Origin of the sequence: Polyangium sorediatum (assembly GCF_029946465.1) — a bacterium.
Lineage (GTDB): Bacteria > Myxococcota_A > Polyangia > Polyangiales > Polyangiaceae > Polyangium > Polyangium fumosum.
In genome coordinates this window covers 36,906-59,119 of sequence record NZ_JARZHI010000064.1, presented here as the reverse complement: position 1 = coordinate 59,119, position 22,214 = coordinate 36,906, and the positions used below count along the sequence as shown (strand labels likewise).

17 protein-coding genes and 1 pseudogene are annotated in these 22,214 nt (G+C 69.4%); 6 read left to right on the top strand and 12 right to left on the bottom strand.

Translation table 11 applies throughout. The features are described 5' to 3' along the window. The 9 genes and pseudogenes from QHF89_RS39880 to QHF89_RS39840 all read right to left on the bottom strand — a co-directional run. Positions 1-946: pseudogene (locus QHF89_RS39880) on the bottom strand (hypothetical protein); the annotation flags it as partial. Positions 947-1,004: 58 nt separating this feature from the next. After that, positions 1,005-1,892, bottom strand: a complete 888-nt coding sequence (locus QHF89_RS39875; RefSeq protein WP_136971638.1) for a glucose 1-dehydrogenase — start codon at positions 1,890-1,892, stop codon at positions 1,005-1,007. A gap of 35 nt (positions 1,893-1,927) precedes the next feature. Continuing rightward, positions 1,928-3,409, bottom strand: a complete 1,482-nt coding sequence (locus tag QHF89_RS39870) for a serine/threonine-protein kinase (RefSeq protein WP_136971637.1) — start codon at positions 3,407-3,409, stop codon at positions 1,928-1,930. 219 nt (positions 3,410-3,628) lie between these two features. Beyond that, complete coding sequence (locus tag QHF89_RS39865) at positions 3,629-4,726, bottom strand: STAS domain-containing protein (RefSeq protein WP_136971636.1); 1,098 nt, start codon at positions 4,724-4,726, stop codon at positions 3,629-3,631. A gap of 89 nt (positions 4,727-4,815) precedes the next feature. Continuing rightward, positions 4,816-5,721 carry an RpnC/YadD family protein gene (locus QHF89_RS39860; RefSeq protein ID WP_136971635.1) on the bottom strand — a complete coding sequence of 302 codons (906 nt, stop codon included), beginning with the start codon at positions 5,719-5,721 and terminating at the stop codon, positions 4,816-4,818. A 467-nt stretch (positions 5,722-6,188) separates the two neighbouring features. After that, complete coding sequence (locus tag QHF89_RS39855) at positions 6,189-7,190, bottom strand: hypothetical protein (protein ID WP_136971634.1); 1,002 nt, start codon at positions 7,188-7,190, stop codon at positions 6,189-6,191. A gap of 338 nt (positions 7,191-7,528) precedes the next feature. Next, positions 7,529-8,515, bottom strand: coding sequence for a hypothetical protein (locus QHF89_RS39850; RefSeq protein ID WP_136971633.1), 987 nt, complete (start codon positions 8,513-8,515; stop codon positions 7,529-7,531). 234 nt (positions 8,516-8,749) lie between these two features. After that, the gene (locus QHF89_RS39845; RefSeq protein WP_136971632.1) at positions 8,750-9,208 is read right to left on the bottom strand and encodes a hypothetical protein; all 459 of its coding nucleotides are present in this window, start codon (positions 9,206-9,208) and stop codon (positions 8,750-8,752) included. Next, positions 9,198-10,043, bottom strand: coding sequence for a hypothetical protein (locus tag QHF89_RS39840; RefSeq protein ID WP_284721534.1), 846 nt, complete (start codon positions 10,041-10,043; stop codon positions 9,198-9,200). The genes QHF89_RS39845 and QHF89_RS39840 overlap by 11 nt, the downstream gene beginning before the upstream one ends. 132 nt (positions 10,044-10,175) lie before the next feature. Here QHF89_RS39840 and QHF89_RS39835 point away from each other — a divergent pair, with 132 nt between their 5' ends. Beyond that, complete coding sequence (locus QHF89_RS39835) at positions 10,176-11,849, top strand: DUF1592 domain-containing protein (RefSeq protein WP_136971630.1); 1,674 nt, start codon at positions 10,176-10,178, stop codon at positions 11,847-11,849. Next, on the top strand, positions 11,846-13,186 hold the full coding sequence (locus QHF89_RS39830; RefSeq protein WP_136971629.1) for a DUF1552 domain-containing protein: 1,341 nt from the start codon (positions 11,846-11,848) through the stop codon (positions 13,184-13,186). Before QHF89_RS39835 ends, QHF89_RS39830 begins: the two co-directional genes overlap by 4 nt. Positions 13,187-13,193: 7 nt before the next feature. Here QHF89_RS39830 and QHF89_RS39825 read toward each other — a convergent pair whose 3' ends face one another. Then, positions 13,194-13,766, bottom strand: coding sequence for a hypothetical protein (locus tag QHF89_RS39825; protein WP_136971628.1), 573 nt, complete (start codon positions 13,764-13,766; stop codon positions 13,194-13,196). A 125-nt stretch (positions 13,767-13,891) separates the two neighbouring features. Here QHF89_RS39825 and QHF89_RS39820 point away from each other — a divergent pair, with 125 nt between their 5' ends. The 4 genes from QHF89_RS39820 to QHF89_RS39805 all read left to right on the top strand — a co-directional run bounded on the left by QHF89_RS39820 (position 13,892) and on the right by QHF89_RS39805 (position 20,832). Further along, the gene (locus QHF89_RS39820) at positions 13,892-15,850 is read left to right on the top strand and encodes a L,D-transpeptidase (protein ID WP_136971627.1); all 1,959 of its coding nucleotides are present in this window, start codon (positions 13,892-13,894) and stop codon (positions 15,848-15,850) included. Continuing rightward, on the top strand, positions 15,843-16,472 hold the full coding sequence (locus QHF89_RS39815) for a DsbA family oxidoreductase (protein WP_136971626.1): 630 nt from the start codon (positions 15,843-15,845) through the stop codon (positions 16,470-16,472). Before QHF89_RS39820 ends, QHF89_RS39815 begins: the two co-directional genes overlap by 8 nt. 179 nt (positions 16,473-16,651) lie before the next feature. Beyond that, on the top strand, positions 16,652-17,911 hold the full coding sequence (locus tag QHF89_RS39810; protein WP_284721533.1) for an MFS transporter: 1,260 nt from the start codon (positions 16,652-16,654) through the stop codon (positions 17,909-17,911). 38 nt (positions 17,912-17,949) lie between these two features. Then, entirely contained in the window at positions 17,950-20,832 is a 2,883-nt protein-coding gene (locus QHF89_RS39805; RefSeq protein ID WP_136971624.1) for a COR domain-containing protein, read from the top strand. Here QHF89_RS39805 and QHF89_RS39800 read toward each other — a convergent pair. Together QHF89_RS39800 and QHF89_RS39795 are read right to left on the bottom strand one after the other, a co-directional pair. Then, the gene (locus QHF89_RS39800; protein WP_136971623.1) at positions 20,829-21,686 is read right to left on the bottom strand and encodes a phosphoinositide-specific phospholipase C-related protein; all 858 of its coding nucleotides are present in this window, start codon (positions 21,684-21,686) and stop codon (positions 20,829-20,831) included. The two genes, QHF89_RS39805 and QHF89_RS39800, sit on opposite strands and share 4 nt — an antisense overlap. Before the next feature lie 71 nt (positions 21,687-21,757). After that, a complete protein-coding gene (locus tag QHF89_RS39795) occupies positions 21,758-22,099 on the bottom strand; it encodes a helix-turn-helix domain-containing protein (protein ID WP_136929187.1) in 342 nt (113 codons plus the stop codon). Positions 22,100-22,214: the final 115 nt, after the last annotated feature.

The following is a 22,214-nucleotide window of genomic DNA, read 5'->3' as shown; positions in this document are numbered from 1 at the left end:
CTAAGAGCCGCCCGCTCCCGGGCCCCGCCCGATGCGCGAGCCGCTGCGCCACGAGCGCCGCGAGCGCCGCCGCCCCCGCCGCCCCGAACGCCACCGGGCCCGCGACGGCCGGCCGCACGTGCGCCGTGTAGACCGCGCCGAGCGCGATGGGCGCGACGAGCCCCGTCGTCGCGAGCGTCAGCCGGAGGGCCGAGAGCACCGTCTCGGGCTCCCGGCTCGCCGCCGCGAACGCCGCGCCGAGCGACGCGAGCACCACCGCGATCGGCAAGACCCGCTCGGGCGGGAGCACCCGCGCGGCCGCCGCCAAGATCCCCACGGCGAGCGCGATCGAGCCGAGCCAGAGCGCCGCCTGCGCCCGCTCCGCCACGCCGATCTCCGCGCGCCGGCTGGCCGCGAGCCGCGCCGCCGCGAAGAGCTGCACGCTGAGCGAGCCGATCGACGCGGCCACGGTCGCGTAGTCGATGAGCAGCGGATCGAGCCCCTCGGTGCGCTCGGGAAACATCGCGGCCGCGCCCGGCAGCGCCGCCGCGACCACCCAGAAGAGCGCGGCGAACGCGGCGGCGTCGAGCCTGCGCGCCGACGGGCTCGGCTCGGCGAGCCCGCCGAGCGGCTTGATCCGCGCGATGGCCCAGAGCGAGCCCATCGCCGAGAGCGCGACGCCGAGGTTCTCCCCCGCCACGAAGCCCGGGGTGTTCGCCCCGCATCGCGAGGCGGCGAAGAGCGAGGCGCCGGCGATCGTGAGCCGCGCGGCCGAGCGCGCGCCGGGGTCGAGCGTATCGTCGCCGCGCCTGTCCTCCGCGGTCAGCCTCCAGCCCACCCCACACGCGAGCGGCAGGAGCAGGGCGAGCCACGCGCTCCCGTCCCCGCCCGTCGCCCAGAGCCCCGCGACCGCGGCATACGCCACGGCGAGGGATGCGATCCAGAGCGAGCGGGTGGGCCAGGACATCGCCCGGCAGGGTAGCGGAAGGGGGGCCGCTGGGCCAAAGGCCGGCCCCCGGATCCGGTCAGCCGAGGGGCTTGCCGCCCGTGACCCCGAGCACCTCGCCGGTCACGTAGCTCGACTCGTCCGACGCGAGGAACACGTAGGCCGGCGCGAGCTCCGCCGGCTGCGCGGGCCGCTCCATGGGGCTGTTTTGCCCGAACGCTGCGTTCTTGTTTGCCGGGAACGACTGCACCACGAGCGGCGTCCACACCGGCCCCGGCGCCACCGTGTTTACCCGGATCCCGCGCCCGATCAGCGCCTTCGCGAGGCCCTTGCTGAACGTGACGATCGCGCCCTTCGTGGCCGCGTAATCGAGGATCTCCGGCCGCGGCTGGTAGGCCTGGATCGACGACGTGTTGATGATGACGCTCCCCGGCTTCATGTGCGGCAGCGCGTGCCGGACGATGTGGAACATCGAGAGGATGTTCACCCGGAAAGCGCGCTCCACGCGTTCGGCGTCGAGCTCTTCGAACGTCTCGACGGCCTTGCCTTGCTCGGCCGCGTTGTTCACGAGGATGTCGATGCGGCCGAACGCCTTCGCCGCGTCCTCCACGAGCTTCTTGCACGCGGCGTCGGACGAGAGATCGCCGGGGAAAAGCGCGGCCTTCCGACCGGCCTCCTCCACGAGGCGCCTCGTCTCGTTCGCGTCCTCGTGCTCGTTCAGGTACGCGATGCCCACGTCCGCGCCCTCGCGCGCGTAGGCGAGCGCGACGGCGCGCCCGATGCCGCTGTCGGCGCCCGTGATCAGCGCGACGCGGTCCTTCAGCCGGCCGAGCCCTCGGTACGACGACTCGCCGTGGTCCGCCCGAGGCTGCAGGCCCGATTCGGCGCCGGGGTGCTCCTGCTCCTGCGCTGGGAACGGAGGCTTCTGCTTGAGCTCCTTGGGATCCTTCATCGCAGCTTTGGTCATGATTCCCCCCCGGGCTACCTGGGGTCTGGAGGGACTCACCGGAAGGAGGGACGCCGGACGGGACCTTGCTGGGGCGAACCCATCCGAGCAGGGGGCGACACATGCGTCGACGCCGACGAAATCGGCACGGCCCCGACGGACCCGGCCGGTGGGGGGATTTTCGAGGCGTTTTTCGGGGGCTGCTTCGGAGCCGCCAACGCCGTCCGCGGATTGGTCGTGGCGCGGGGAGGGGGCAGGTTGGACGAAGCGGCGGGGACCTGCGACGCGGGCGCATGGTTCGGGGGGTGGATCAGGGAAAGCAGCTTTCCGAGCGACGCGCTCAGCGCGAGAACGATCGCTGCCGCCGCGAAATGCCGCACCAGGGCGCGCCGTGGCTTGGCGACGTGTGTCCCCGTCGACCCGCCGGCCACCGACGCGAGCATCGTTCCTTCGATCGGAGACGTCATGGGCATCCCCGCGCGTGTCCATGGCGTCGGCGTGCAGGTGATATCGACGGCGTGCGCGGGCTCCGGCGTTCGAGCCTCCAGCTCCGGGCGCTCGGGCGTGTCGGTCGTGTCGGCGTGTGGCTCCGCGGCGGTCGACATCGAAGCCGTCTTCGTCGCCATCGCGTACACGCGCTCGATGCGCGCGACGAGCACCGCCGGCGGGTCCGGCTCGGAGCGCGCGAGCGGCGCGAGGTCTCGCGCCAGGGCCACCACGTCCGGGTAGCGCAGCGCGCGGTCCTTCTCCAGGCAACGCAGGATCACCGCGTCGAAGGAGGCTTTTAGCTCCTCGCGCAGCGTGGAGGGCGGAGGCGGCTTCTTGTTTGCGATCTGCGCGAGGATCTCCAGCACGTTGTTCCCGGCGAAAGGGCATTCCCCCGTGACGAGCTGGAAGAGGATGATCCCCATCGCCCAGATGTCGCTGCGCCCGTCGATGTCGTGCGCGCCGTTGATCTGCTCGGGCGACATGTACAGAGGCGAGCCCACGATCGCGCCCGTGCTCGTGCGCGCCCTGCCTTCGCCTTCGTCGTGGAGGAGCTTCGACACGCCGAAATCGAGCACCTTGACGCAAGGCGAGCCGTCGTGGGCCTGGGTCAGGAAGAGGTTGTCGGGCTTGAGGTCGCGATGCACCATGCCGAGCGCGTGGGCCTCGGCGAGCGCCTCGCACGCGTGCAGCACGTACGCTGCCGCCTCCTCCGCGGGCAGCGGGCCGCGCTGCGCGAGCCGCGCGAGGAGCGTTTGTCCTTCGAGGTACTCCATGACCATGAAGGGCGCGTCGTTCGGCAGGCGACCGACGTCGTAGACCCGCGCCACGTGCGCGCTGCGGAGCTCGGAGAGGGCCCGCGCCTCGCGCAGGAAGCGCTCGACGCCGAGCGGCGAGCCGACCCCGTGGGGCCGCATCACCTTGATCGCGCGGCGTGTGCGCAGCGTGAGGTGCGTGGCCGCCACGACCACGCCCATCCCGCCGGAGCCGAGGAGGCGATCGACGCGGTACTTCTCGGCGATCACGTCCCCGATTGCGATCGGCAAACTCATGGCGCGCTCGCCCCCCTGCGTCGACGCGCTGTCTTGGCCAATTTCGCCCCGTCCGGCCCCACCCGCCTGACGCAAAATGCAGCGTCAGTATGGCATGGCCTCCCGATTCTTCAAAAGCGGGCGCTCAAAACGTGCCGCCATCGACCCGGACAGAGCCGCGTCGCCGAGGCGCGCCGTGAACACGAGCGCCTCGGGGGCGTCAGCGCCGGAGCAGCCGCATTACCGCCGCGCCGCGCGCGGGCTCGCGAGCGCGTCCCGCAGCGACCGCATCACCGCCGCGCCGGCGAGGTCCGCGCCGCTCTGCACGAGCTCCCTCGCCAGCGTCGAGCGCACGCCCGTCACCATCGGCCGCGCGCCGAGCAGCCGCACGGCGTTGATCAGGCGCACGAGCTGCGAGAGCCCCTCGCCCTCCGACGCCGTCGCGCCCGTCAGATCGAACACGACCACCCGCGCGCCGCGCTCCACCAGGCCGGGCAGCAGCCGCCGTTCGAGCTCTGCGCAGCGCGCCTCGGTCAAGGCCGCGATGATCGGCACGGCGACCACCCCTTCGGCCACGTCGAGCAGCGGCGCCGAGAGCTCCAGGATCTCGCGCTGCTGCGCCTCGATCAGCGCCTCGCGTTCCCGCCGCTCCGTCACGTCCACCTGGTGCACGACGATCGCGTGCTTCCCGGTGACCGGATCACTCGTCCGGCGCGCCTCCACGGCGTGCCAGCGCGGCCCCTCGCTCGTGAGCGCGACGAGCTCCTCGTCGAGCACCTCCTGGGTCTCGGCGACCTTCAGGATCCGCGCCTCTGCGCCTGCGTCCTCGAACCAGGCCGAGGGCGTGCTCGACCCGCCGAAGGCGTTCTCGGCGGCCGGGTTCCTCACGAGCACGGCGCCTTCGGGGGAGAGGAGCGCGACCATCGCGGAGACGTGCCGCAGGGCCTCGTCGCACCGCAGGATCCTCGGGTCTTGCGCCTCGGTCCGCACCTGGCCTTCGATGAGCTGGGCGAAGCGCCCGTCGTCGAGCTCGATGCCGGAGATGAAGCACCGCAGGTGCAAGGGTTCGCCGCGTGGATAGAACGTGAAGGCGTGCTCGATGTGCGCGTCGTGGCCCTCGCGGAGCCGGCGGAGGAAGCCCTCGTTGCGCGTGCGTGTCGCCGTGGAGGCGTCCGAGTAGTCCCGCGAGAGGAACTCGTCGAGGCTCGGCGAGCGCCAGATCGTCAGCGCGGCGGCGTTCCCCCAGGCCATGCGGGCCCGCTCCACGTCGAAGACCCAGACCGGCAGGCAGAGCCGCTCCAGGCCACGCAGGCGCTCCGCGAGGGAGAACTGAGGCATACGTCCCCGGCGGTATACCTCTGATCGGGGTGGGGTGTGGAGACCCTTGGTACCAGGCCTGCACGAGGCGTGGTTGCCGGTTGGCTACGTCACGCGAACACGTCGCGCGTGGTCTTCGCTCCGAGGACGTTCTCGACCCACCGATCGAGGGTCTCGGTGTCCATGCAGGCCTCGATGCGCGCGCGATCGTCCTCCGCGAGCGAGAGCCCGGCCCGCGCGAGCAGGCGGAGCAGGGCGTCGCGTCTGCCCTTGAGCATGCCCTTGAGCTCCCCCTTGAGCTCCCCCTCTTGCATGCCGCGGTCGAAGATCTGCTGTGCGAACGGGGGGAACGTGGCTTTTCCTTCGCTCTGCCGTTGCATGATCAGCGCCTCCAGGGCCCTCCGCATGGGCTCGCGCAAAGCATTGTAAACGATCTGAAAGTACACCGCAGCGTGTTCCCGGTCGAACCGCCCGAGCGCGCCGAGCGCCGTCAACGCCACGTCGAGCCCGTTCGGGCCGTTGCCGTGCGCCGCCGCCGACAGGATGGCCAACTCCGTCTCCTGCTCCGCCAAGGACGGGTCCGTCACCACGGGCACGCTGGCCGGGCCGAGCACGAGCGGCTCGATGCGCCCGCGCCCCAGCCCGAGATCGATCATCTCGGCGGCCCAGGCCGCCACGTCGGCGTCCGGCGCGACGACGAGCACGACGGTCGGGCATTCCTTCTGCGCCCGCACGACCCCGACGTACACCGGCCACGCGTACTTCTTGCGCGTGTCCTTGTCGCGCTGGACTTCGAGCACGATCGCGAACACCAGCGCGCCCCGCTCGTCGCGCAGCTCGAGCACGAGATCCGCGCGGAACTCCACGGGCACGAGCTGATCGAGGGCGGTCTCGACCACCGTGACCGTCGCGTAAGGCGGGAGGTCCATGCGGAAGAGCAGCTCGACGAGGTGCGGCGCGAGGGCCGGGTTCTCGCGGAACATGTCGACGAGACCGTTGTGCTCGAGCGTCGGCATCGAGCCACCCTAGCGCGGGGGACGCTCCGCGGGCAAACCTGGGGCCGACGCATCACGCGTCCGTTTGCGTTCGGCGCATCGCCAAGGAGCGATCGGAGCCGTCCTCCCCGCCTTCGGCGCCTCGCCAAAGAGCCCCCCGAGCGGTCGTCCCCGCCTTTGGCGCCTCGCCGAGGCGTCCCCGGAGCGGTCGTCCCCGCCTTTGGCGCCGCGCCAAGGCGTCCCCGGAGCGGTCCTCCTCGCGCTTGGCGCCTCGCCAAGGCCCCCCCGGACCGGTCGGAGCCGCCGTTGACGCCTCGCCAAAGACTCTCCGGGCCGCGTGGCCTAGCCGTTGACGCTTCGCCAAAGACCTCCGGACCGGTCCGAGCCCTCTTTGCCGCCTCGCCGAAGCCCCCCCGGCCCACGCCGACCGCTCTTCGACGCTTCGCCGAGCCTCGGGAGCCCCCGTCAGGGCGCCCTCTGCGCTCGCTTCAGCCGCCGCCGCCGATGTCGCCCCCCGTGTGCTTCGACCGCCAGACCACCGCGGCCTGATCCTGGCACTCTGTGTCGGCGGTGGGGCTGGTGTCGTTTTCGGCATTGAACACGGCGGCGATCTTGTATTTGCGCGCGCCGCCCCCGGTGTTCGTGGCGTTCGAGCGGAAGCGAGCGCCCTCGCCGAATGCGTTGAGTTCGATCGTGCTCTCTGCCACGAACGTCCCAGATGCGTTCGTCCGGTACAAGGTGACGTTGACCAGAACGCCATTGCCGTTGCAGCTCCCCGGCTGGCCCCACCGGACGGCCTTCGACGCGCAGATTGCCATTTCGCGTTCGTGACCCCACGCGGTCTCGCGCTCGCCGCCGTTCTCCCCCATGCTGCTCGTGACCGAGTACAGGGTGTCGGCGCCGTTCGAGACCATGATTGCGGATCCGGTGATCTGCGAGTTGGCGAGGAAGCCGCTCTGGAACGTCGAGAGATTGAAGCTGCCGTAGCCCGTGGACGCGGTGTAGGTGCCCGCTCCTGCCCAGCCCCAGCAGTTGACCCCCGAGCCATGGTTGCCGAAGGATTCGTTCGTGAAATACTGGACCTCGGGCATCACGAACATCGGCGCGAGCTTGCGCGGCACCGCAGGCACCGTGCCGGTCCGGGCGACGACCTCCGCGTGGTGCTCCACGAGCCGCGACGGGACGGGCGTCCCTTCCGGCGCGAGCGCGAGGAAGACCTCGAGCGCGGAGGCATTTGGCTCGTCGAGCAGGGACGAGATATCGACGTTCCCGATCTCCCAGAACCCGACGCCGTCGCCCTCGTCGACGAACACCACTCTCCCGCCGGACATCTCGAGCGTCGCAATCGTCGTGTCCACGGGGGCGCTTGCGGGCGACGCGCCCGGCATCTCGATGCCGTCCTCGACCTCCGTCGTCGAATCGACGACGCAGCCCGGGAGCAGGCAGGCGAGGAGGGCGAATGCGGGCACAGCAAATGTCTTTTTCATCATGGCTTCCTCAACTCTTTTTCGCGAAGGCGGATGTCCTTGCGACCCTCCGTCGCGTCGGGGGGTGACGAAGCCTCATCGCAATGCCGATGCCAGGCGGCGCGCGGGGGCCCATGCGGCCTTTCTCCGCGGCGCGGCGGCGCGCGCTCCCTCTCCGTGACACGGCGCCGTGACGGGTGTCATTTCCGCGTGACGCCCGCTATCACGGCCGCGTGACGCCCCGTCGATGCCTTACGGCTCGTCCCCGCCGCCCGTCGGCGCCTCGCCGACCCTCCGGAGCCCCCATCTGGGCCCTCCGCATCGGCCGGCTCGCGGAACCCACGGCGAACGCCGCGCCCGCTTCACGGGTTGCCGATGGAGCCCCCCGTGTGTTTCGACCGCCAGACCACCGCGACCTGATCCTGGCACCAGGTCGGGTCGACGCTTTGCAGGGTTTCGTCGTCCGTCGCGGAAAACGTGACCGTCGCGGTATACCGGCGCGCGACGCCGCTGCTGTTCGTGTAGTTGGAGCGGAAGCGAGCCCCCTCGCCGAAAGCAGAGAGGGTCACGCTGCCAGCGGACACGAGCGTGCCGGAATCGTTCGTGTACTTCACCTCGATCCACGCCTGGATGCCGTTGTCGTCGCAGCTCCCCGTATTGGGGAGGGCCTGCGACGCGCAGAACGCCATCGCGCGCTCGTGGCCCATCGAGGTCGATACGGCAGGCGAGCTCCCACCGGCCGCGGGCGAGCTCACGAGGGTCGCGCCATTCGAAACCTGCGCGACATTCCCGGTGATCTGCGAATAGGTATTTCGGAAGCCGGTCTGGAACGACGACAGGCTGAAGCCAGACAAGCCCGTCTCGGCGGTGTAGGTCCCGGATCCTCCCCAGCCCCAGCAGTCAGGACCCGCGCTCGTGAGAGGGTCGTTCGTGAGAGAATGGACCTCGGGCATCACGACCCTCGGCGCGAGCTTGCGCGGCGCCGCGGGCACCGCGCCGGTCCGGGCGACGACCTCCGCGTGGTGCTCCACGAGCCGCGCCGGGACGGGCGTGCCTTCCGGCGCGAGCGCGAGGAAGACCTCGAGCGCGGAGGCCTGCTGGGCGTCGAGCAACGACGTGAGATCCACCTTCCCGACCTCAAAGAACGCGACGCCGTCGCCCTCGTCGACGAAAACCACCTTCCCGCCGGACAGCTCGAGCGTCGCAATCGTCGTGTCCATGGGGGCGCTGGCGGGAGCTACGCCCGTCCTCTCGATGCCGTCCTCGACCTCCGTCGTCGAATCGACGCAGCCCGGGAGCAGGCAGGTGAGGAGGGCAAATGTGGGCACGGCAAAGGTCTTTTTCCTCATGGCATCGTCACTCTTTCTTTCGCGCGAAGGCGAAGGCGGAGGTCGCTTGCGACCCTCCGCCGCGTCGGGGGGGACGAAGCCCCATCGCAAAGGCGATGCCTGCGGTGTGTGGGGGCCCATGCGCCCCTTCCGCGGCGCGGCGGCGCGCGCTCCCTCTCCGTGACACGGCGCCGTGACGGGTGTCATTTCCGCGTGACGCCCGCCGTCACGACCGCGTGACGCCCCGTCGATTCCTTACGGCTCGTCCCCGCCGCCCGTCGGCGTTTGCGCCGAAATCCAATCCCGCACGCACGCGAGCTCGTCCGGCGTCAGCGTCGGCTTTCCGATCGGCATCGGCGACCCGCAGCTCGGCAGCGGCAATAACTTCTCGTAGAGCAGGCTGGACTCCGGGTCCACCGGGTCCACCAGGATCCCCGGGCAATCACGCCCCATCTTGTCGACGAGCCGCGACACCACGCCCGGCGCAATCAAATCGAGCCCCGCCGCCGGCTCGGCGCCCTCGTGGCAAATCGACCCGCCGCAGCTCTTTGGAAAGAGCTCCGTCACGACGTCCGGGCAGGTGAAGCCGCCGCCGTCGAGGAAACGGTCGGGGTCTTCGAGCCGCCCGGGGCAACCCGCGGCGAGCAGCGTGAGCGCGAGCGGAAAGAGCGCAGCGGCGAGCGCGCGCCGGAGGGCACGTGGGTTAGGGGGCATAGTCGATCCCAAGCTTCACTCCGCCGAATTGATCGAGCGCCCCGCCGGCCACGTACGCGTCGCCCGGGACGGGCACGAACGTCGAGAAGAACCGCGTGTACCCGAACGAGAGCGAGAGCTCGGCCCCCTTCGCGAACGCGAAGGCGACGCCGAGGTCCACGTCGATTCCGCCAATCGTCGCGTCGCGAAACCGCTCGTAGACCGCGCCGCCCGAGAGGGGCTCCAGGTATTCGAACGCCGCCACCAGCGCGATCGGCCCCGCGAGCCGGATCCGCCCGTCGAGGCCCACGCGGACGAGCCTGTAGCCCACCGTCGGGATCTCCGCCGCGAGCGGCCCTGTCTCCTGGAACGAGAAATCGAGCCAGCCATACCCCACGCGCGGCGCGACCACCGGCGCGCGCGCCCCGCGCCCGAGCCGGATCGGCACCCGGAGCCCCACGTCGCCACGATCCCAGCTCGTCTGGATGTCGCGCCCCTCGGTCACGGAGGACGTGAGGGACGGCGCGAACGTGTACGCCCCGGTGATCCCGACGTCCGCGAGCACCGGCACGCCGGTCCACCGCAAGGGCTGGAGCTCGCCGCCGAGGGAGAGCATCGGCACGCCGACGGTGTCGTAGGGCCGGAGGTTCGTGGCGACCTTCAGCGGGTCCGAGTACACGAACCAGCGCGCCGCGACCTCCACGCCGAAGTGCAAGTGGCCCCCGACCGGCGAGGCGGACGCGGGAGCGGAGGCGGGCGCGGAAGCGGGACCGGAAGCGGACGCAGGCGCGGAAGCGGTGGCGGCCGCGAGGGCGACGAGCATCCCAGCCGCGCGGCGATTTCCCCTGGAGGGCACGGCCCGCAGGGTAGCGATCTCTCCCTCGGCGTCGAGCCGAAGCACGCGTACGGCATCAGGAAAAGGTCGACGGCCGGCCCCCGTTCTTTTACGCTCGGAGGACCGCGGCCAAGCCCCCGCGGATCCTTCCTCATGATTCACGCTGTGCGCTTGCCCTGGCTTCTTGGTGGCGCCCTCGCCCTTGGTGCGGCGGCGTCCCTCGCGGCATGCTCGGGTCACATCGGCGACCCGCCGGGTGAAGGGATCGGGGAGGCCCCTGCCTTCCAGTGCATCGGCACGATCCCCGGCAAATCGCCCATCCGGCGCATGACGCGCTTCGAGTACAACAACACCGTCCGTGACCTGCTCGGGGACGACACCCAGCCCGCCTCGAACTTCGTGCCCGAAGAAGAGGCGATGGGGTTCGACAACCAGGCCACGGCCCTCGGCGTCACGCAGATCCTCGCCGAGCAGTACATGGTCGCGGCCGAGCACATCGCCGCCCGCGCCGCGAAGGATCTCGGCGCCCTGCTCCCCTGTGATCCCGCGACGGCCGGCGAGCAGGCGTGCGCCACCACGTTCATCCAGTCCTTCGGCCGCCGCGCGTATCGCCGGCCCCTCACGGACGACGAGGTCGCGCGCCTCCAGAACGTCTTCTCGTGGGGCCGCGGCGAGGAGGGTTTTTCCAAGGGGATCGAGCTCGTCCTCCAGGTGATGCTCCAGTCCCCGCACTTCCTCTACCGCGTCGAGTTCGGCATGCCCGACCCCGTCGAGGCCGACGTCGTGCCCCTCTCGCCCCACGAGATCGCCTCGCGCCTCTCGTACATGCTCTGGGGCTCCATGCCGGACGAGGCCCTCTTCGCCGCCGCGGACGAAGGGCGCCTCGGCACGAAGGAGGAGGTCGCGAGCGAGGCGCGCCGCATGCTCGCGGATCCGCGGGCGCGCGAGGCCGTGGCGAACTTCAACGCCCAGTGGCTCGGCCTCTCCCACCTCGACAACATCAAAAAAGACAGCTCCACGTACCCCAGGTTCTACGAGGGCATCCGCCCGCTCTGGCGGGCCGAGACGCTCGCCTTCCTCGAAGACGTCATCTTCGAGGGCGAGGGCGACATCGGGAGCGTCTTCACCGCGAACTACTCGATGCTGAACGCCGAGCTCGCCTCGTTCTACGGCGTCGAAGGTGGCCCGGCGACGCAGAGCTTCGAGCGGGTCGAGCTGGATCCGACGAGGACCTCCGGCATCCTCACGCACGCGAGTGTCCTCGCCGCGACGGGCAAGCCGAACCAGACCTCGCCCGTGCATCGCGGCAAGTTCGTCCGCGAGCGCCTGCTCTGCCAGATCCTCCCCCCGCCGCCGAACAACGCCGCCTTCAACGCGCCCGACATCCGGCCCGACGCCACGACGCGCGAGCGCTTCGCCGAGCACTCGGAGAACCCGGCTTGCGCGGGCTGCCACGTGAAGATGGATCCCGTCGGCTTCGGCTTCGAGCACTACGACGGCATCGGCCTCTACCGCGACACCGACCAGGGTTTGCCCGTCGACGACACCGGCGAGCTCGTCGACACCCGCGGCATCGACGGCCCCTTCGAGGGCGTCGTCGAGCTCGGGCAGCGCCTCGCGCAGAGCGAGGAGGCGCGCCAGTGTGTCGCCACGCAGTGGTTCCGCTTCGCCTACGGCCGCGTCGAAGGCGAGGACGATCGTTGCTCGATGAGCGAGATCCAGCAGACCTTCGCGGCGAGCGGCTTCAACGTCAAGGAGCTGCTCGTCTCCCTCACCCAAACCGACGCGTTCCGGTACCGCCGGGCCGTCGTGACGCAGGCACCATGAAACAGAGGACCCTGAGCCGTCGCACGCTCCTTCGCGGCCTCGGCGGCGTGGCCGTCGGCCTGCCGTTCCTCGGGGCCATGGCCGACGCGGCCCGCGCCACCGCGTTCCCGAAGCGTTTTGTCGTTTTTTTTACGGGCCTCGGCACGGTCCGGAACGCGTGGATCCCCACGGGCACCGAGACCGACTTCTCCTTCGGCCCCATCCTCGCCCCGCTCGAGCCCTTCAAGAAGAAGACGCTCGTCCTCGAAGGCGTCGACTACGAGTCCGCCTACCACGGCCCCGGCGATCCGCACCAGCAGGGCATCGGCCACGCGCTCACGGGCACCGAGCTTCAAGAGGGCTCGCTTTTCCCGTACGCGTGTAACCCCGGCAAGATGGTCGGCTGGGCCGGCGGCATCTCGCTCGACCAGTTCCTCGCGGACCAGCTCGGCCAGACCACGCGTTTTCCCTCGCTCGAGTTCGGCGTGCAGGTCCAGTACGCCAACGTCTCGGCCCGCATCTCGTACCGCGGCCCCGGACAACCCGTCCCGCCCGAGGACGACCCGTACCAGGCGTACACGCGTATTTTCTCGGACCTCGGCACGGACCCCGAGGCCCTCGCGCGCCTGCGGGCGCAGAGGAAGACCGTGCTCGACGCCGTGACCGGCGACTACAACCGCCTGTCCACGCGCCTCGGCGCGAGTGATCGGATGAAGGTGGACGCGCACCTCGAAGCGGTCCGCGAGATCGAAAAGCGCCTCGACGCGCCCGGCGTGATCGGCGGCTCGTGCAACCCGCCCGTCCTCGGCGCGCCCGTCGAGCCGCTCGAGAACGACAACTACCCGGAGATCGCCAAGACGCAGCTCGACCTGCTCGCGATGTCGCTCATCTGCGACCTCACGCGGGTCGCGAGCATCCAGTGGACCACGGTGCAGACGGGCAAGGTCTTCACGTGGCTCGGTCTGGACGAACCCCACCACACGCTCTCGCACTCGAGCGACTCCGACACGAAACGGCAGCAGGCGCTGATCGACATCGGCCACTGGCACGCCCAGCAGCTCGCGTACCTCTGCCAGAAGCTCGACAGCGTCCCCGAGGGGGATGGAACGGTCCTCGACAACACCGTCATCCTCTGGTGCAGCGACATCGCGCAGGGCAACACGCACGCGCGCCGCGACGTCCCGCTCGTCGTCGTCGGCGGCGCGGGCGGCGCGATCAGGACCGGGCGACACCTCAAGTATGCCGGCGCGTATCACAACGATCTGTTGATCGCGATCTCCCACGCGATGGGCGTGCCGGTCTCGACGTTCGGCAATCCGCTCTATTGCAATGGGCCGCTCGCGGGGCTGCTCGTGTAGCCATCCTTCACGCGGCCGCGCCGCGCGCCACGTCCGCTCGAATCGCGTCCACGCGCCGCGCCGCGAGGAGCCCGCGGACGAGCATGACCACCACGATCGCCTTCGCGAAGAGCCATGTGATCCCCGTGGCGGACAGGAACGCCAGGAAAAACTGGGCCGGCAGCGCCACGTAAACGAGGGTCTGCGTGACGAGCCAGAGCGCGAGCGCCACCACGAACGCCGCGTTCGGCGATCGCCGGGACCATGCCGCGCAGGTGATGAGCAGCAGGCCGAGGACCCCGTTGGGCAGCAGCGGGGCCGCGTCCGCCAGCGAATCGACCGGCGCCAACACGGGGTCGGCCACGAGCACGTAATAGATGATCAGCGCGACCACGACGTGGAGCGCTCCGAGGACGATCATCGCCGTCGCCGCCCGGCGCACGCTCTGCTTCGCCTCGCCGTACTCCGTGTGCGCGTGCTCCAGCCGCGCTTCGAGGTCGTCGCGCAGCGCCCGCGACACGGGCGTCTTGCAGGCGGGGCATGCCGCGTCCCGAAACGCGATGTCGGCACCACATGGGCACGGCACGCTCACCTGGATCATGCGCGCAGCCTCGCACGGCGCGGCGGCCCACGGAAGTACGTCGCGTCCCACCTCGGGCCGAGCGTTCTCCGTCCTCCCCGCACCTTCCCTTTGCATCCGGCCGCATCTTTTGGCATCCATCCCCCATGCTCCCGCGCGCTCGCCCCTCTGCATCCCTGCGCTCCGTGGGCTCGGATCGCGCGCGGTTCGTGGCCTTCACCCTCGCCGGCCTCGTGGCCCTCGCGGCCCTCGGCTGCAAGCGCCCCGGCGCGGCCGCGCAGGCCGACGGCGGCGTCCCCGACGACGCGGCCGCCCCGCCTCCCGTGGTGCAGGGCGAGAACTCCCACCCCGATCCCCCGCCGCCGCCGGACAAACCGCTCCTCGGCATCACGGCGTTCGTCACGACCGTCTACGCCGAGCCACGCGACACCTCGAAGAAGCTCGGCTACCTGCGCGTCGGCGCCAAGGTCGCCCGCTCGGACGAGCCCGTCGGAAAGGCCGGTTGTCCGGGCGGCTGGTACGAGATTTACCCCAAGGGCTTCGTGTGCGCCGGGGACGACGCCACGACGGACCTCGAGAGCCCCATCCTGAAGGCGGCGGCCAAGCGCCCGGACCTCAAGGCGGCGCTGCCGTATCGTTATGCATTCGTGCGGGCCGTCCTTCCGCTCTACGTCAAGGTCCCCACGGCCAAGCAGCAGTACGACTCCGAGTTCAAGCTCCAGGAGCACCTCGACTGGTACAAGCAGAACGAGGCCACGGTGAACCAGGTCGTCCTCGGCGCGCCCGACGTGCCGATCGACGACCGCGGTGTGCCCGTCCCTGGCAAGCATCTCGGTGAGATGGGCCTCGGGAAGAACTCGCAGGAGCTCGCGCTCGGCCAGCTCCTCGGCGGGGAGACCGACGCGGATCCCATTCCTTTCTGGCTCGAAGGCGGCAAACGCCTCGTCCCGAACATCAGCGATTTCAAGGTGCCGGATTTCGCGGTCTTCGCCGACCGCGCGCGCCGCCACACGGGCCTCTCGCTCATCGGCTCGTTCCCCACGGGCGAGGACAACCTCAATCGCCGCTTCGCGATCACCACGGATCTACGCCTCGCGCCGAATACCAAGATCAAGCCCGACCTCGGCTCGCCGTGGCACGGGATCGAGCTCACGGACGAATTCTCCCTCCCGCTCGCGTTCGTCCGCACGCAGGGCGCCAAGACGTACCGCATCTCCAAGGGCAAGGCCACGCCTGAAGGCGACGTCGAATGGCGCAGCATCCACGCGCTCGCCGGCACGATGAAGACCGTCGAGGGCGTGAAGTATTACCGCACGAAGGACAAACGCTGGCTCAGCCAGCTCGACGTCGGCCTCGCCGTCCCGCCCGCCTCGTTCCCGGAGGACGCCGAGAAGGGCAAGAAATGGATCGAGATCTCTATCACGAACCAGACCTTCGTGATGTGGGAGGGCAAGCGCCCCATTTACGCGACGCTCGTCTCCACGGGCAAGGCCGGCCTCGACGATCCCAAGAAGACCACGGCCACCGTGCGTGGCGTCTTCAAGATTCGCAACAAGCACATCACGGCCACGATGGACTCGAACGAGGGATCGAGCGTGGGCGGCGCGAAAATCACGACCGTCGCCGCCTCGCATTCGCCCGACGGCGGCGGCGGCAAGCCCGCGGCGCCGAAGGCCGGTGACAAGAACGCAAAGCCGGGCGGCAAGCCCGATCCCAAGGCGCCGAAGGGCGGCAAACCCGCCGCCAAGCCGGCCGCCCCGAAGCCTGGCGCGGCGAAGGCCAAGCCGACCCCCGCGGCGGCGGGCGCGGAGAAGATCCCGACGAGGGGCGACGGCGAATATGGCGTCACGCGGCGCCGCGGCGAGGGCACGTTCCAGCTCCGCGACGTCCCGTACATCCAGTATTTCGAGAGCGGATACGCATTGCACACCGCGTACTGGCACGACGTCTTCGGTACGCCGCGCAGCCACGGCTGCGTCAACCTCTCCCCCGTGGACGCGCATCGCGTGTTCCTCTGGACCGACCCGCCCGTCCCGGAGAGCTGGCATGCGGTGAACGCGGGGGAGGATTTCGGCGAGGGGACCACGGTGATCATTCATGAGTGAGCCGGCCCAGGGCTCCGCGTCGGGCGGGCCTTATCTCTTTTACGGCGACCTCAATTGCCCCTTTTGCCACGCGCAGAACGAGCGGCTCCTCGAGCTCGGCGCGGAGCGCAAGGTCGAATGGCGCGGCGTCCGCCACATGCCGCACCTGCCCATCCCCGCGAAGAACACGACCCCCGAGCGCGAGGAGCTCCAGCGCGAGGTCCTCTCGGTGCGGCAACGCGAGCCCGCCGTCAGCATCAGCATCCCGCCGGCGCGGCCCAACACCGAGCGGGCAACGCTCCTCGTCGCGGCCGCGCGCCGGCACGATCCGGGCCGCGCGGAAGGCCTGAAGACGCTCCTCTACCGCGCCTTGTGGGTTCATGCGCGGGACATCTCCGATTCGTGCGTGCTCGACGAGCTGCGCCGGGTCGCAGGTTTGCCCGAGCTCATCGTGGGGGAGGCCGATAAAAAGACCCTGGAGAGCTGGCAAAAGGAATGGGAGCAGGGGCCGTTCGAGCGGCGAATTCCCGTGATCGTCTCGCCGCGCGGGGCGCGTCTGCTCGGGATGGGCGAGCGAGGCCGCGTCGAGGTGTTCCTGCGATCCGGCCTGCTCAACGCGGACGGTGCGGGCCACTGCGATTGATCGTGGCTCGCCTCCGGGACGTCTTCCCGGGTGTCGATTTCATGGCGCAGCGCGGCGCCCCGGGGGACGTCGTGGTCGTGCCTCGTCCGCTGGCATTAGACATTTTCGCGTGACACGAGCGCGGCTTTCTGGCATGGATCGGACGCCCCCCCACGTCCCTCCCGATGCTCGAGACAGCCATGTCCACCGCTGAAGCGGCCTCGCGCGAGAAGGTGCGCGACCGCGTTCTGTTCGTCGTCGTCCTGACCGTGTTCCTCGACCTCGTCGGGTTCGGGATCACGATTCCGCTGCTGCCGTTTTATGTGAAGCCGATGGTGTCCGAGGAATGGGCGGGCATCATCACCGGATTGTTGATCAGCAGTTATTCGTTTGCGCAGGCGCTGGCGACGCCCGTGCTCGGGCGTTTGTCCGACCGGATGGGGCGTCGGTCGGTCATCGTGCTGAGCCTGGCCGGCAATGCGGCGAGCATGGTGCTCTTCGCGGCGGCGGTGAACTTTCAGGTGCTCTGGTGCCTGTTTGTATCGCGCCTGCTCGCGGGCGCGACGGCGGGCAACCTGGCTGCGTGTCAGGCGGCCATCGCGGACGTGACGGAGAAACACGAGCGGGCGCCGGCCATGGGGCGGCTCGGGGCGGGGATCGGGCTCGGGATGATCATGGGGCCGGTCATCGGCGGCGTGACGGCCAAGATTGCGCTCTGGGCGCCGCCGATTGCGGCGGCCGTGATGGCCCTCGCCGACCTCGTCCTCGCCGCGGCGCTCATGCCGGAGACGCGGCCCGTGCGCGAGCCCGAGCGCGCGGGGCACGACGCGTATCGTGGCCCCACGCGGGACGAGCGCCGGAGGGAGCCGTCGTTCGCGGAGATCGTCGCCGACAAACGGGTCGCGACGGTGCTCCAGATGTATTTCTTGACGTTCATGGCGATGACGGTCCTGAACGTCGCGTTCCCGCTCCTCTCGCATGATCGTTTCGGATGGACGGCGGAGCAGGTCGGCTACATGTTCGCGATCTTCGGCGTGTCCGGGGTCGTGATTCAGGGGTTTTTGATCAAGCGCCTCTCGGCCCGCTTCAGCGAGCTCGGGCTCGTCGAGACCGCGGCCGCGCTCATGCTCGTGGGGATGCTCTGTGCGGCGTTCTCGACGCAGCCGTGGATGATGGTCCTCGCGAACGTCCTCATCGGGGTGGGGGTGGCGATCAACAACCCATCCATTTCGTCGCTGGCGTCGAAGTATGCGCGCGAGGACCAGCGGGGCACGGTGCTCGGTTATGCGCAATCGACCGGGAGCTGGGCGCGGACGATTTGGCCTGCCACGTGGGGCTTCATGTACAACCGCGTGGCGCCCATCTCTCCGTTCCTCGGCGCGGCGGCCGGGGCCGCGCTGCTGCTCGGCGTCGCGCTGGTGCTCCACAAGCAGGATGCGCCGGCGTCCGAGCAGGGGTAGGGGAGCCGAGAGGGTAGGGACGTTCGGGGGAGGGGGACATGGCGAGTGAGGGGTTCGAGGAGGCGCGGCGGCGGATTCGGATTGCGGAGGAGCAGGGGAGCGAGTCGCTCGATCTTTCGGGTATGAAGCTCACCGCGGTGCCGCGGGACCTCGTGCGGCTCTTCCGTCTGAAGATGCTCGACCTTTCCCACAACCGCCTCAGCGAGGTCCCGACGCAGATCCTCGGGCTCTCGGCGCTGCGGGGGCTGGCGCTCCAGGGGAACAGGATCGAACAGATTCCCCGCACGATTGGCGCGCTTCGCAGCCTCCGCACGTTGATCCTTTCTAGGAACCGGATCGGAGTTCTACCGATGGAGCTCGGGGAGCTCACCGAGCTCGAGACGCTCGCGATCAGCCACAATGGTACGGGGGACATGGCCTGCGTCCTCAAACTCACGAGGTTGCGTACACTCATTTGCTCGTGGCTCGCGCGACGCGAAGCCCTCCCCAATCTCGCCGCCCTGAAGCGCCTCGAATCCCTGGACGTCGCCAGTTGTGGGATCGAAGAAATTCCGCCATGGCTTTTCGAGCTCACGAACCTGGTTGGCTTGCGCCTCGACGACAACCCCATCCGGCAGCTCGATGAACGGATTACGCGGCTGTCCTGCCTCAAGACGTTGTCGCTCCAGGGCGTCCCGCTAGAGAATCTGCCTGTCGAGCTGGCCACGCTCCCCAAGCTCGAAAAATTGCTCGTCGACGGCGCACCGCTCCCGCACCTCCCACCCGAGCTCGTCACCCAGGGCAACGACGCCCTGCTCACCTATCTCCGCGAGCAATACCGCGCCGGCGCGCGCCAATGGGTGTCAAAACTCCTCGTCGTCGGCGAAGGCGGCGTCGGAAAGACCTCCCTCCTCCGCGCCCTCTGCGACGAATCCTTCAACCCCGAAGAATCCACCACCCACGGCATCGACGTCCGCCCCCTCCTGATGCCGCACGCGAGCGAGTCCGGCATCACCATGCAGCTCAACGCCTGGGACTTCGGCGGCCAGCAGATCTACCACGCGACGCACCAGTTCTTCCTGACGAACCGCTCCCTCTTCGTCCTCGTCTGGAATGCCCGCCTCGGCTACGAGCAGGGCCGGCTCTACTACTGGCTCGACACCATCCGCGCCCGCGCCCCCGAATCCCCGGTCCTCCTCGTCGCCACGCAGGTCGACGAGCGCTCGGCCGATCTCCCGCTCAAAGAGCTTCGTCAGAAATACCCGCAGATCGTCGAGCAAATCACGGTCAGCAACAAGACCCGCGCCGGGATCGACGAATTGCGCCAAAAGATCCGCGAAGTCGCCGCCAAGCTCCCGCTCATGGGTGAACGCTGGCCCCGCGCCTGGCTCGACGCGGCGAACGCCGTCCGCGCCCTCGGAGGAAACCACATCACCCCAAAAAAACTCTGGCAAACCATGGCGCAAGAGGGCGTCGAGGGCGACAACGCCGCAATCCTCGCCCGCTGGCTCCACGAGCTCGGCGACATCCTCTATTTCCAGGACAACCCCGAGCTCGACGACATCGTCCTGCTCGACCCGCACTGGGTCACGGCCTCCATCAGCCGAGTCCTCGCCTGCGAGGGCGTCATCGAGCGCCGCGGCATCTTCACGCGCGAGCAGATGCGCGAGGTCTGGTCCGACATCGAGCCTTACCTCCGCGATCACCTCCTCCGCTTGATGGAGCAATTCGACCTCTCCTACCGCACCCTCGACAACCGCGACGTCAGCATTGTCGTCGAGCGCCTCTCCCACGACGAACCGCAAAGCCTCGCCCCGCGCTTCGGCGAGCGCCTCGGCGCGCCTCGCATCGCGATGCGCTTCGTCCTCGACGGCACCATGCCCGCCGGCATTCCCACCTGGTTCATCGCCCGCACCCACCGATTCACCACCGACACGCATTACCGCCAGGGCGCCCTCTTCGCCGACGGCCCCGACCAGCGCCACCTCGGCCTCGTGCAAGCCTTTCCGCACGGCGGCGTCGTCACGTTGGAGGTCCGCGGCCCCGCGCCGCAGAATTTCTTTACGCTGCTGAAGGACGGCCTCGAGCTCACCCTCGCGCGTTTCCCCGGCATGCGCATCACGCGACTCGTCCCTTGCCCTGGGCATGACGGCGCGCCTTGCAGCCACGAATTCAAGTACGAACAGCTCCAGAAGCGCCTCGAACGCGACCCGCCCCTCATCACCATCGAATGCCCCGAGGCGGCCGCCGACGTCGACGTCCGCCGCATGCTCTTTGGCCTGAGCCCCTCGACGCGTGACGACGTTTTCCACGAGCTCGACGTGCTCCGCGCGCGGGACGAGCGAAACCACGAGGACCACCGCGTGCACGTCCTCGCCCTCACGGAGCTCGTGCAGCGCGAGTTCCTCCGCTCCTTGCAGGCCGCGCAGCGCCTCGCCGAGACCCATGGCCCCGCGGTGTTCGTGCTCCGGCCGTACGGCGCGCCTCGCTGGCCCGAGGTGATCTTCGACCAACCGGTCGAGCTTCACCTCGTCTGCCAGGCGCCGGGCGCCTTCCACCTCGCTGCGGACGCGGGCCGTTATCGCACCACGGCGGAACCCTCTTGGCTCGTCGCCCTCGTGCCTTATGTCAAGCGCCTCGTCTCCGTGCTGAAATACGCCTCCCCGGCGGAAGCGCTTTTCCAGAACGACATCCAGCTCCTCGCGGAGCTCGTCCACAAGCTGCCGGACTTGACATCCGCGGTGCCCGTGCATCTCCCCTTCGAAGAGCGAACCGGCGCCGACAACCTGGAGCAATTCGAAGGCGTTTCCCTCCGCATCCTCCGCATCGTGCTCGACACGCTCGATCCGCAGCACGCCTGGGGCGGTTTGCAAAAGGTGCTCACCCCCGAGGGCCATTCCCTCTGGCTCTGCGAGCGGCACGCCTCGGCGTACCGGAGTTAAAACCCGTTCAGCTCGTCCACCACCTGGAAGAGCGCGCCGAGATCGTAAAAATCGACCGCGACGAAGTTCGGGATCTGCCCGCCCTCCGTCTGGCATTGTTGCGCCCGCGCCGACAGCACCTCGTACGCGTTCGCCGCCTTGCCCCGCTCGGGCGTCGGGATCGGGCCGATCCAGTGGTTCAGGAGAAACAGATCGTTCCCTTGGGTCCCCCGGTTCGGCGCGCAGTTGAAATCATCCACGCTCTCGAACGAATACGGCGTATCCCAGGCGATGTCCCAGAAGTGGTGATACCACGCGGGCGGCGGACGCTCGCCCTCGGCGCCCACGACGAGCTGCTTGCCGTCGAGCAAGAGCTCCCGCAACGTCGGCCACGGCGTGCCGGCCTCGTGCGCATACGTGCGACCTGCGAGCCCGCTCTTTTCGAACACGCCCTCCGTCTCCTCGGGCGTGATTCCATCCTGGATGATGAGCGTCACCACCTCGTGCGGGTGTGCGTCGAGGAACACGCGCATCTCGACGAGCGCGTCCACGAGCAGCGTATGACCGAGCTCGCAGATCGAATGGCAGAGATACAGATCGTCGTTCCAGCGATGGGTATCGATCAGCATCGCGCGGACGCCGTCTTCGAGCTGTCGTTTCATGCCGAAGTTCTGGTTCGGCGCGGCCCAGCCGAGCTCGAACGAGGACATGGCATTGTGCGTCGCGGGGAACGCGATCGTGTCGAAGGGCCGGTCGCAGAGCTCTGCGCGGCCGTTGCATTGGGAGGGCGGCGGGGGCTTCTCGGGCCCCGGGTCCGGATTCGCCGGATCCCCGGAGCCGCAGGCGAGGAGCCCGAAGGAAGCGGTCCAAAGCAAAGCGTGAAGTGAAAAGCGTGTCCCGTGCACGCCACCGAGCGTACACGGGATCGTCACTTGCGAAAAGCGCGCTAACGCGCCTTCTTGATGCCGAGATCCACCTGGAGCTGCCGGCGGATCTTTTTGACGTCGGCGTTCGAGAGCTGCCGCAAAAGCTCGGCCACGTGGGCGCGCTCGTCCTCGGCCGGGAACGTCAGGATGTAGAGCGGCGGCACGTCGAAGCCGATCGCCAGGCGCTCGATCGTCTGGATCGTGATGGCGGCGAGCCCATGCTCGACGCTCGAGAGGTGGCCTTTCGACAGCGCGCTCGCGTCGGCGAGGGCGGCGAGGGACAGGTTTCGCTCGAGGCGCAGCTCACGGATACGGGCGCCCACCTGCATCGCAAACGGATCGGGAACGGATCGTCGGGGCATGGTCCTCGTCTTTCTCGGGCCACAAAGAGCAGCCCGACCGGCGAAACACGCCGGCAAGTCGCAACGTTCGTCGAAATGGTCCGCCCGCGAGAATCGGCCGGATCACACGGGCCAG

What these genes read in the sequence shown, in the direction of transcription:
- QHF89_RS39810 (WP_284721533.1), top strand. Translation starts at nt 16,652, where the DNA reads ATGTCCACCGCTGAAGCGGCCTCGCGCGAGAAGGTGCGCGACCGCGTT.
- QHF89_RS39830 (WP_136971629.1), top strand. Translation starts at nt 11,846, where the DNA reads ATGAAACAGAGGACCCTGAGCCGTCGCACGCTCCTTCGCGGCCTCGGC.
- QHF89_RS39795 (WP_136929187.1), bottom strand. Translation starts at nt 22,099, where the DNA reads ATGCCCCGACGATCCGTTCCCGATCCGTTTGCGATGCAGGTGGGCGCC.
- QHF89_RS39835 (WP_136971630.1), top strand. Translation starts at nt 10,176, where the DNA reads ATGATTCACGCTGTGCGCTTGCCCTGGCTTCTTGGTGGCGCCCTCGCC.
- QHF89_RS39820 (WP_136971627.1), top strand. Translation starts at nt 13,892, where the DNA reads ATGCTCCCGCGCGCTCGCCCCTCTGCATCCCTGCGCTCCGTGGGCTCG.
- QHF89_RS39870 (WP_136971637.1), bottom strand. Translation starts at nt 3,409, where the DNA reads ATGAGTTTGCCGATCGCAATCGGGGACGTGATCGCCGAGAAGTACCGC.
- QHF89_RS39845 (WP_136971632.1), bottom strand. Translation starts at nt 9,208, where the DNA reads ATGCCCCCTAACCCACGTGCCCTCCGGCGCGCGCTCGCCGCTGCGCTC.
- QHF89_RS39855 (WP_136971634.1), bottom strand. Translation starts at nt 7,190, where the DNA reads ATGATGAAAAAGACATTTGCTGTGCCCGCATTCGCCCTCCTCGCCTGC.
- QHF89_RS39805 (WP_136971624.1), top strand. Translation starts at nt 17,950, where the DNA reads ATGGCGAGTGAGGGGTTCGAGGAGGCGCGGCGGCGGATTCGGATTGCG.
- QHF89_RS39850 (WP_136971633.1), bottom strand. Translation starts at nt 8,515, where the DNA reads ATGAGGAAAAAGACCTTTGCCGTGCCCACATTTGCCCTCCTCACCTGC.
- QHF89_RS39875 (WP_136971638.1), bottom strand. Translation starts at nt 1,892, where the DNA reads ATGACCAAAGCTGCGATGAAGGATCCCAAGGAGCTCAAGCAGAAGCCT.
- QHF89_RS39860 (WP_136971635.1), bottom strand. Translation starts at nt 5,721, where the DNA reads ATGCCGACGCTCGAGCACAACGGTCTCGTCGACATGTTCCGCGAGAAC.
- QHF89_RS39815 (WP_136971626.1), top strand. Translation starts at nt 15,843, where the DNA reads ATGAGTGAGCCGGCCCAGGGCTCCGCGTCGGGCGGGCCTTATCTCTTT.
- QHF89_RS39825 (WP_136971628.1), bottom strand. Translation starts at nt 13,766, where the DNA reads ATGATCCAGGTGAGCGTGCCGTGCCCATGTGGTGCCGACATCGCGTTT.
- QHF89_RS39865 (WP_136971636.1), bottom strand. Translation starts at nt 4,726, where the DNA reads ATGCCTCAGTTCTCCCTCGCGGAGCGCCTGCGTGGCCTGGAGCGGCTC.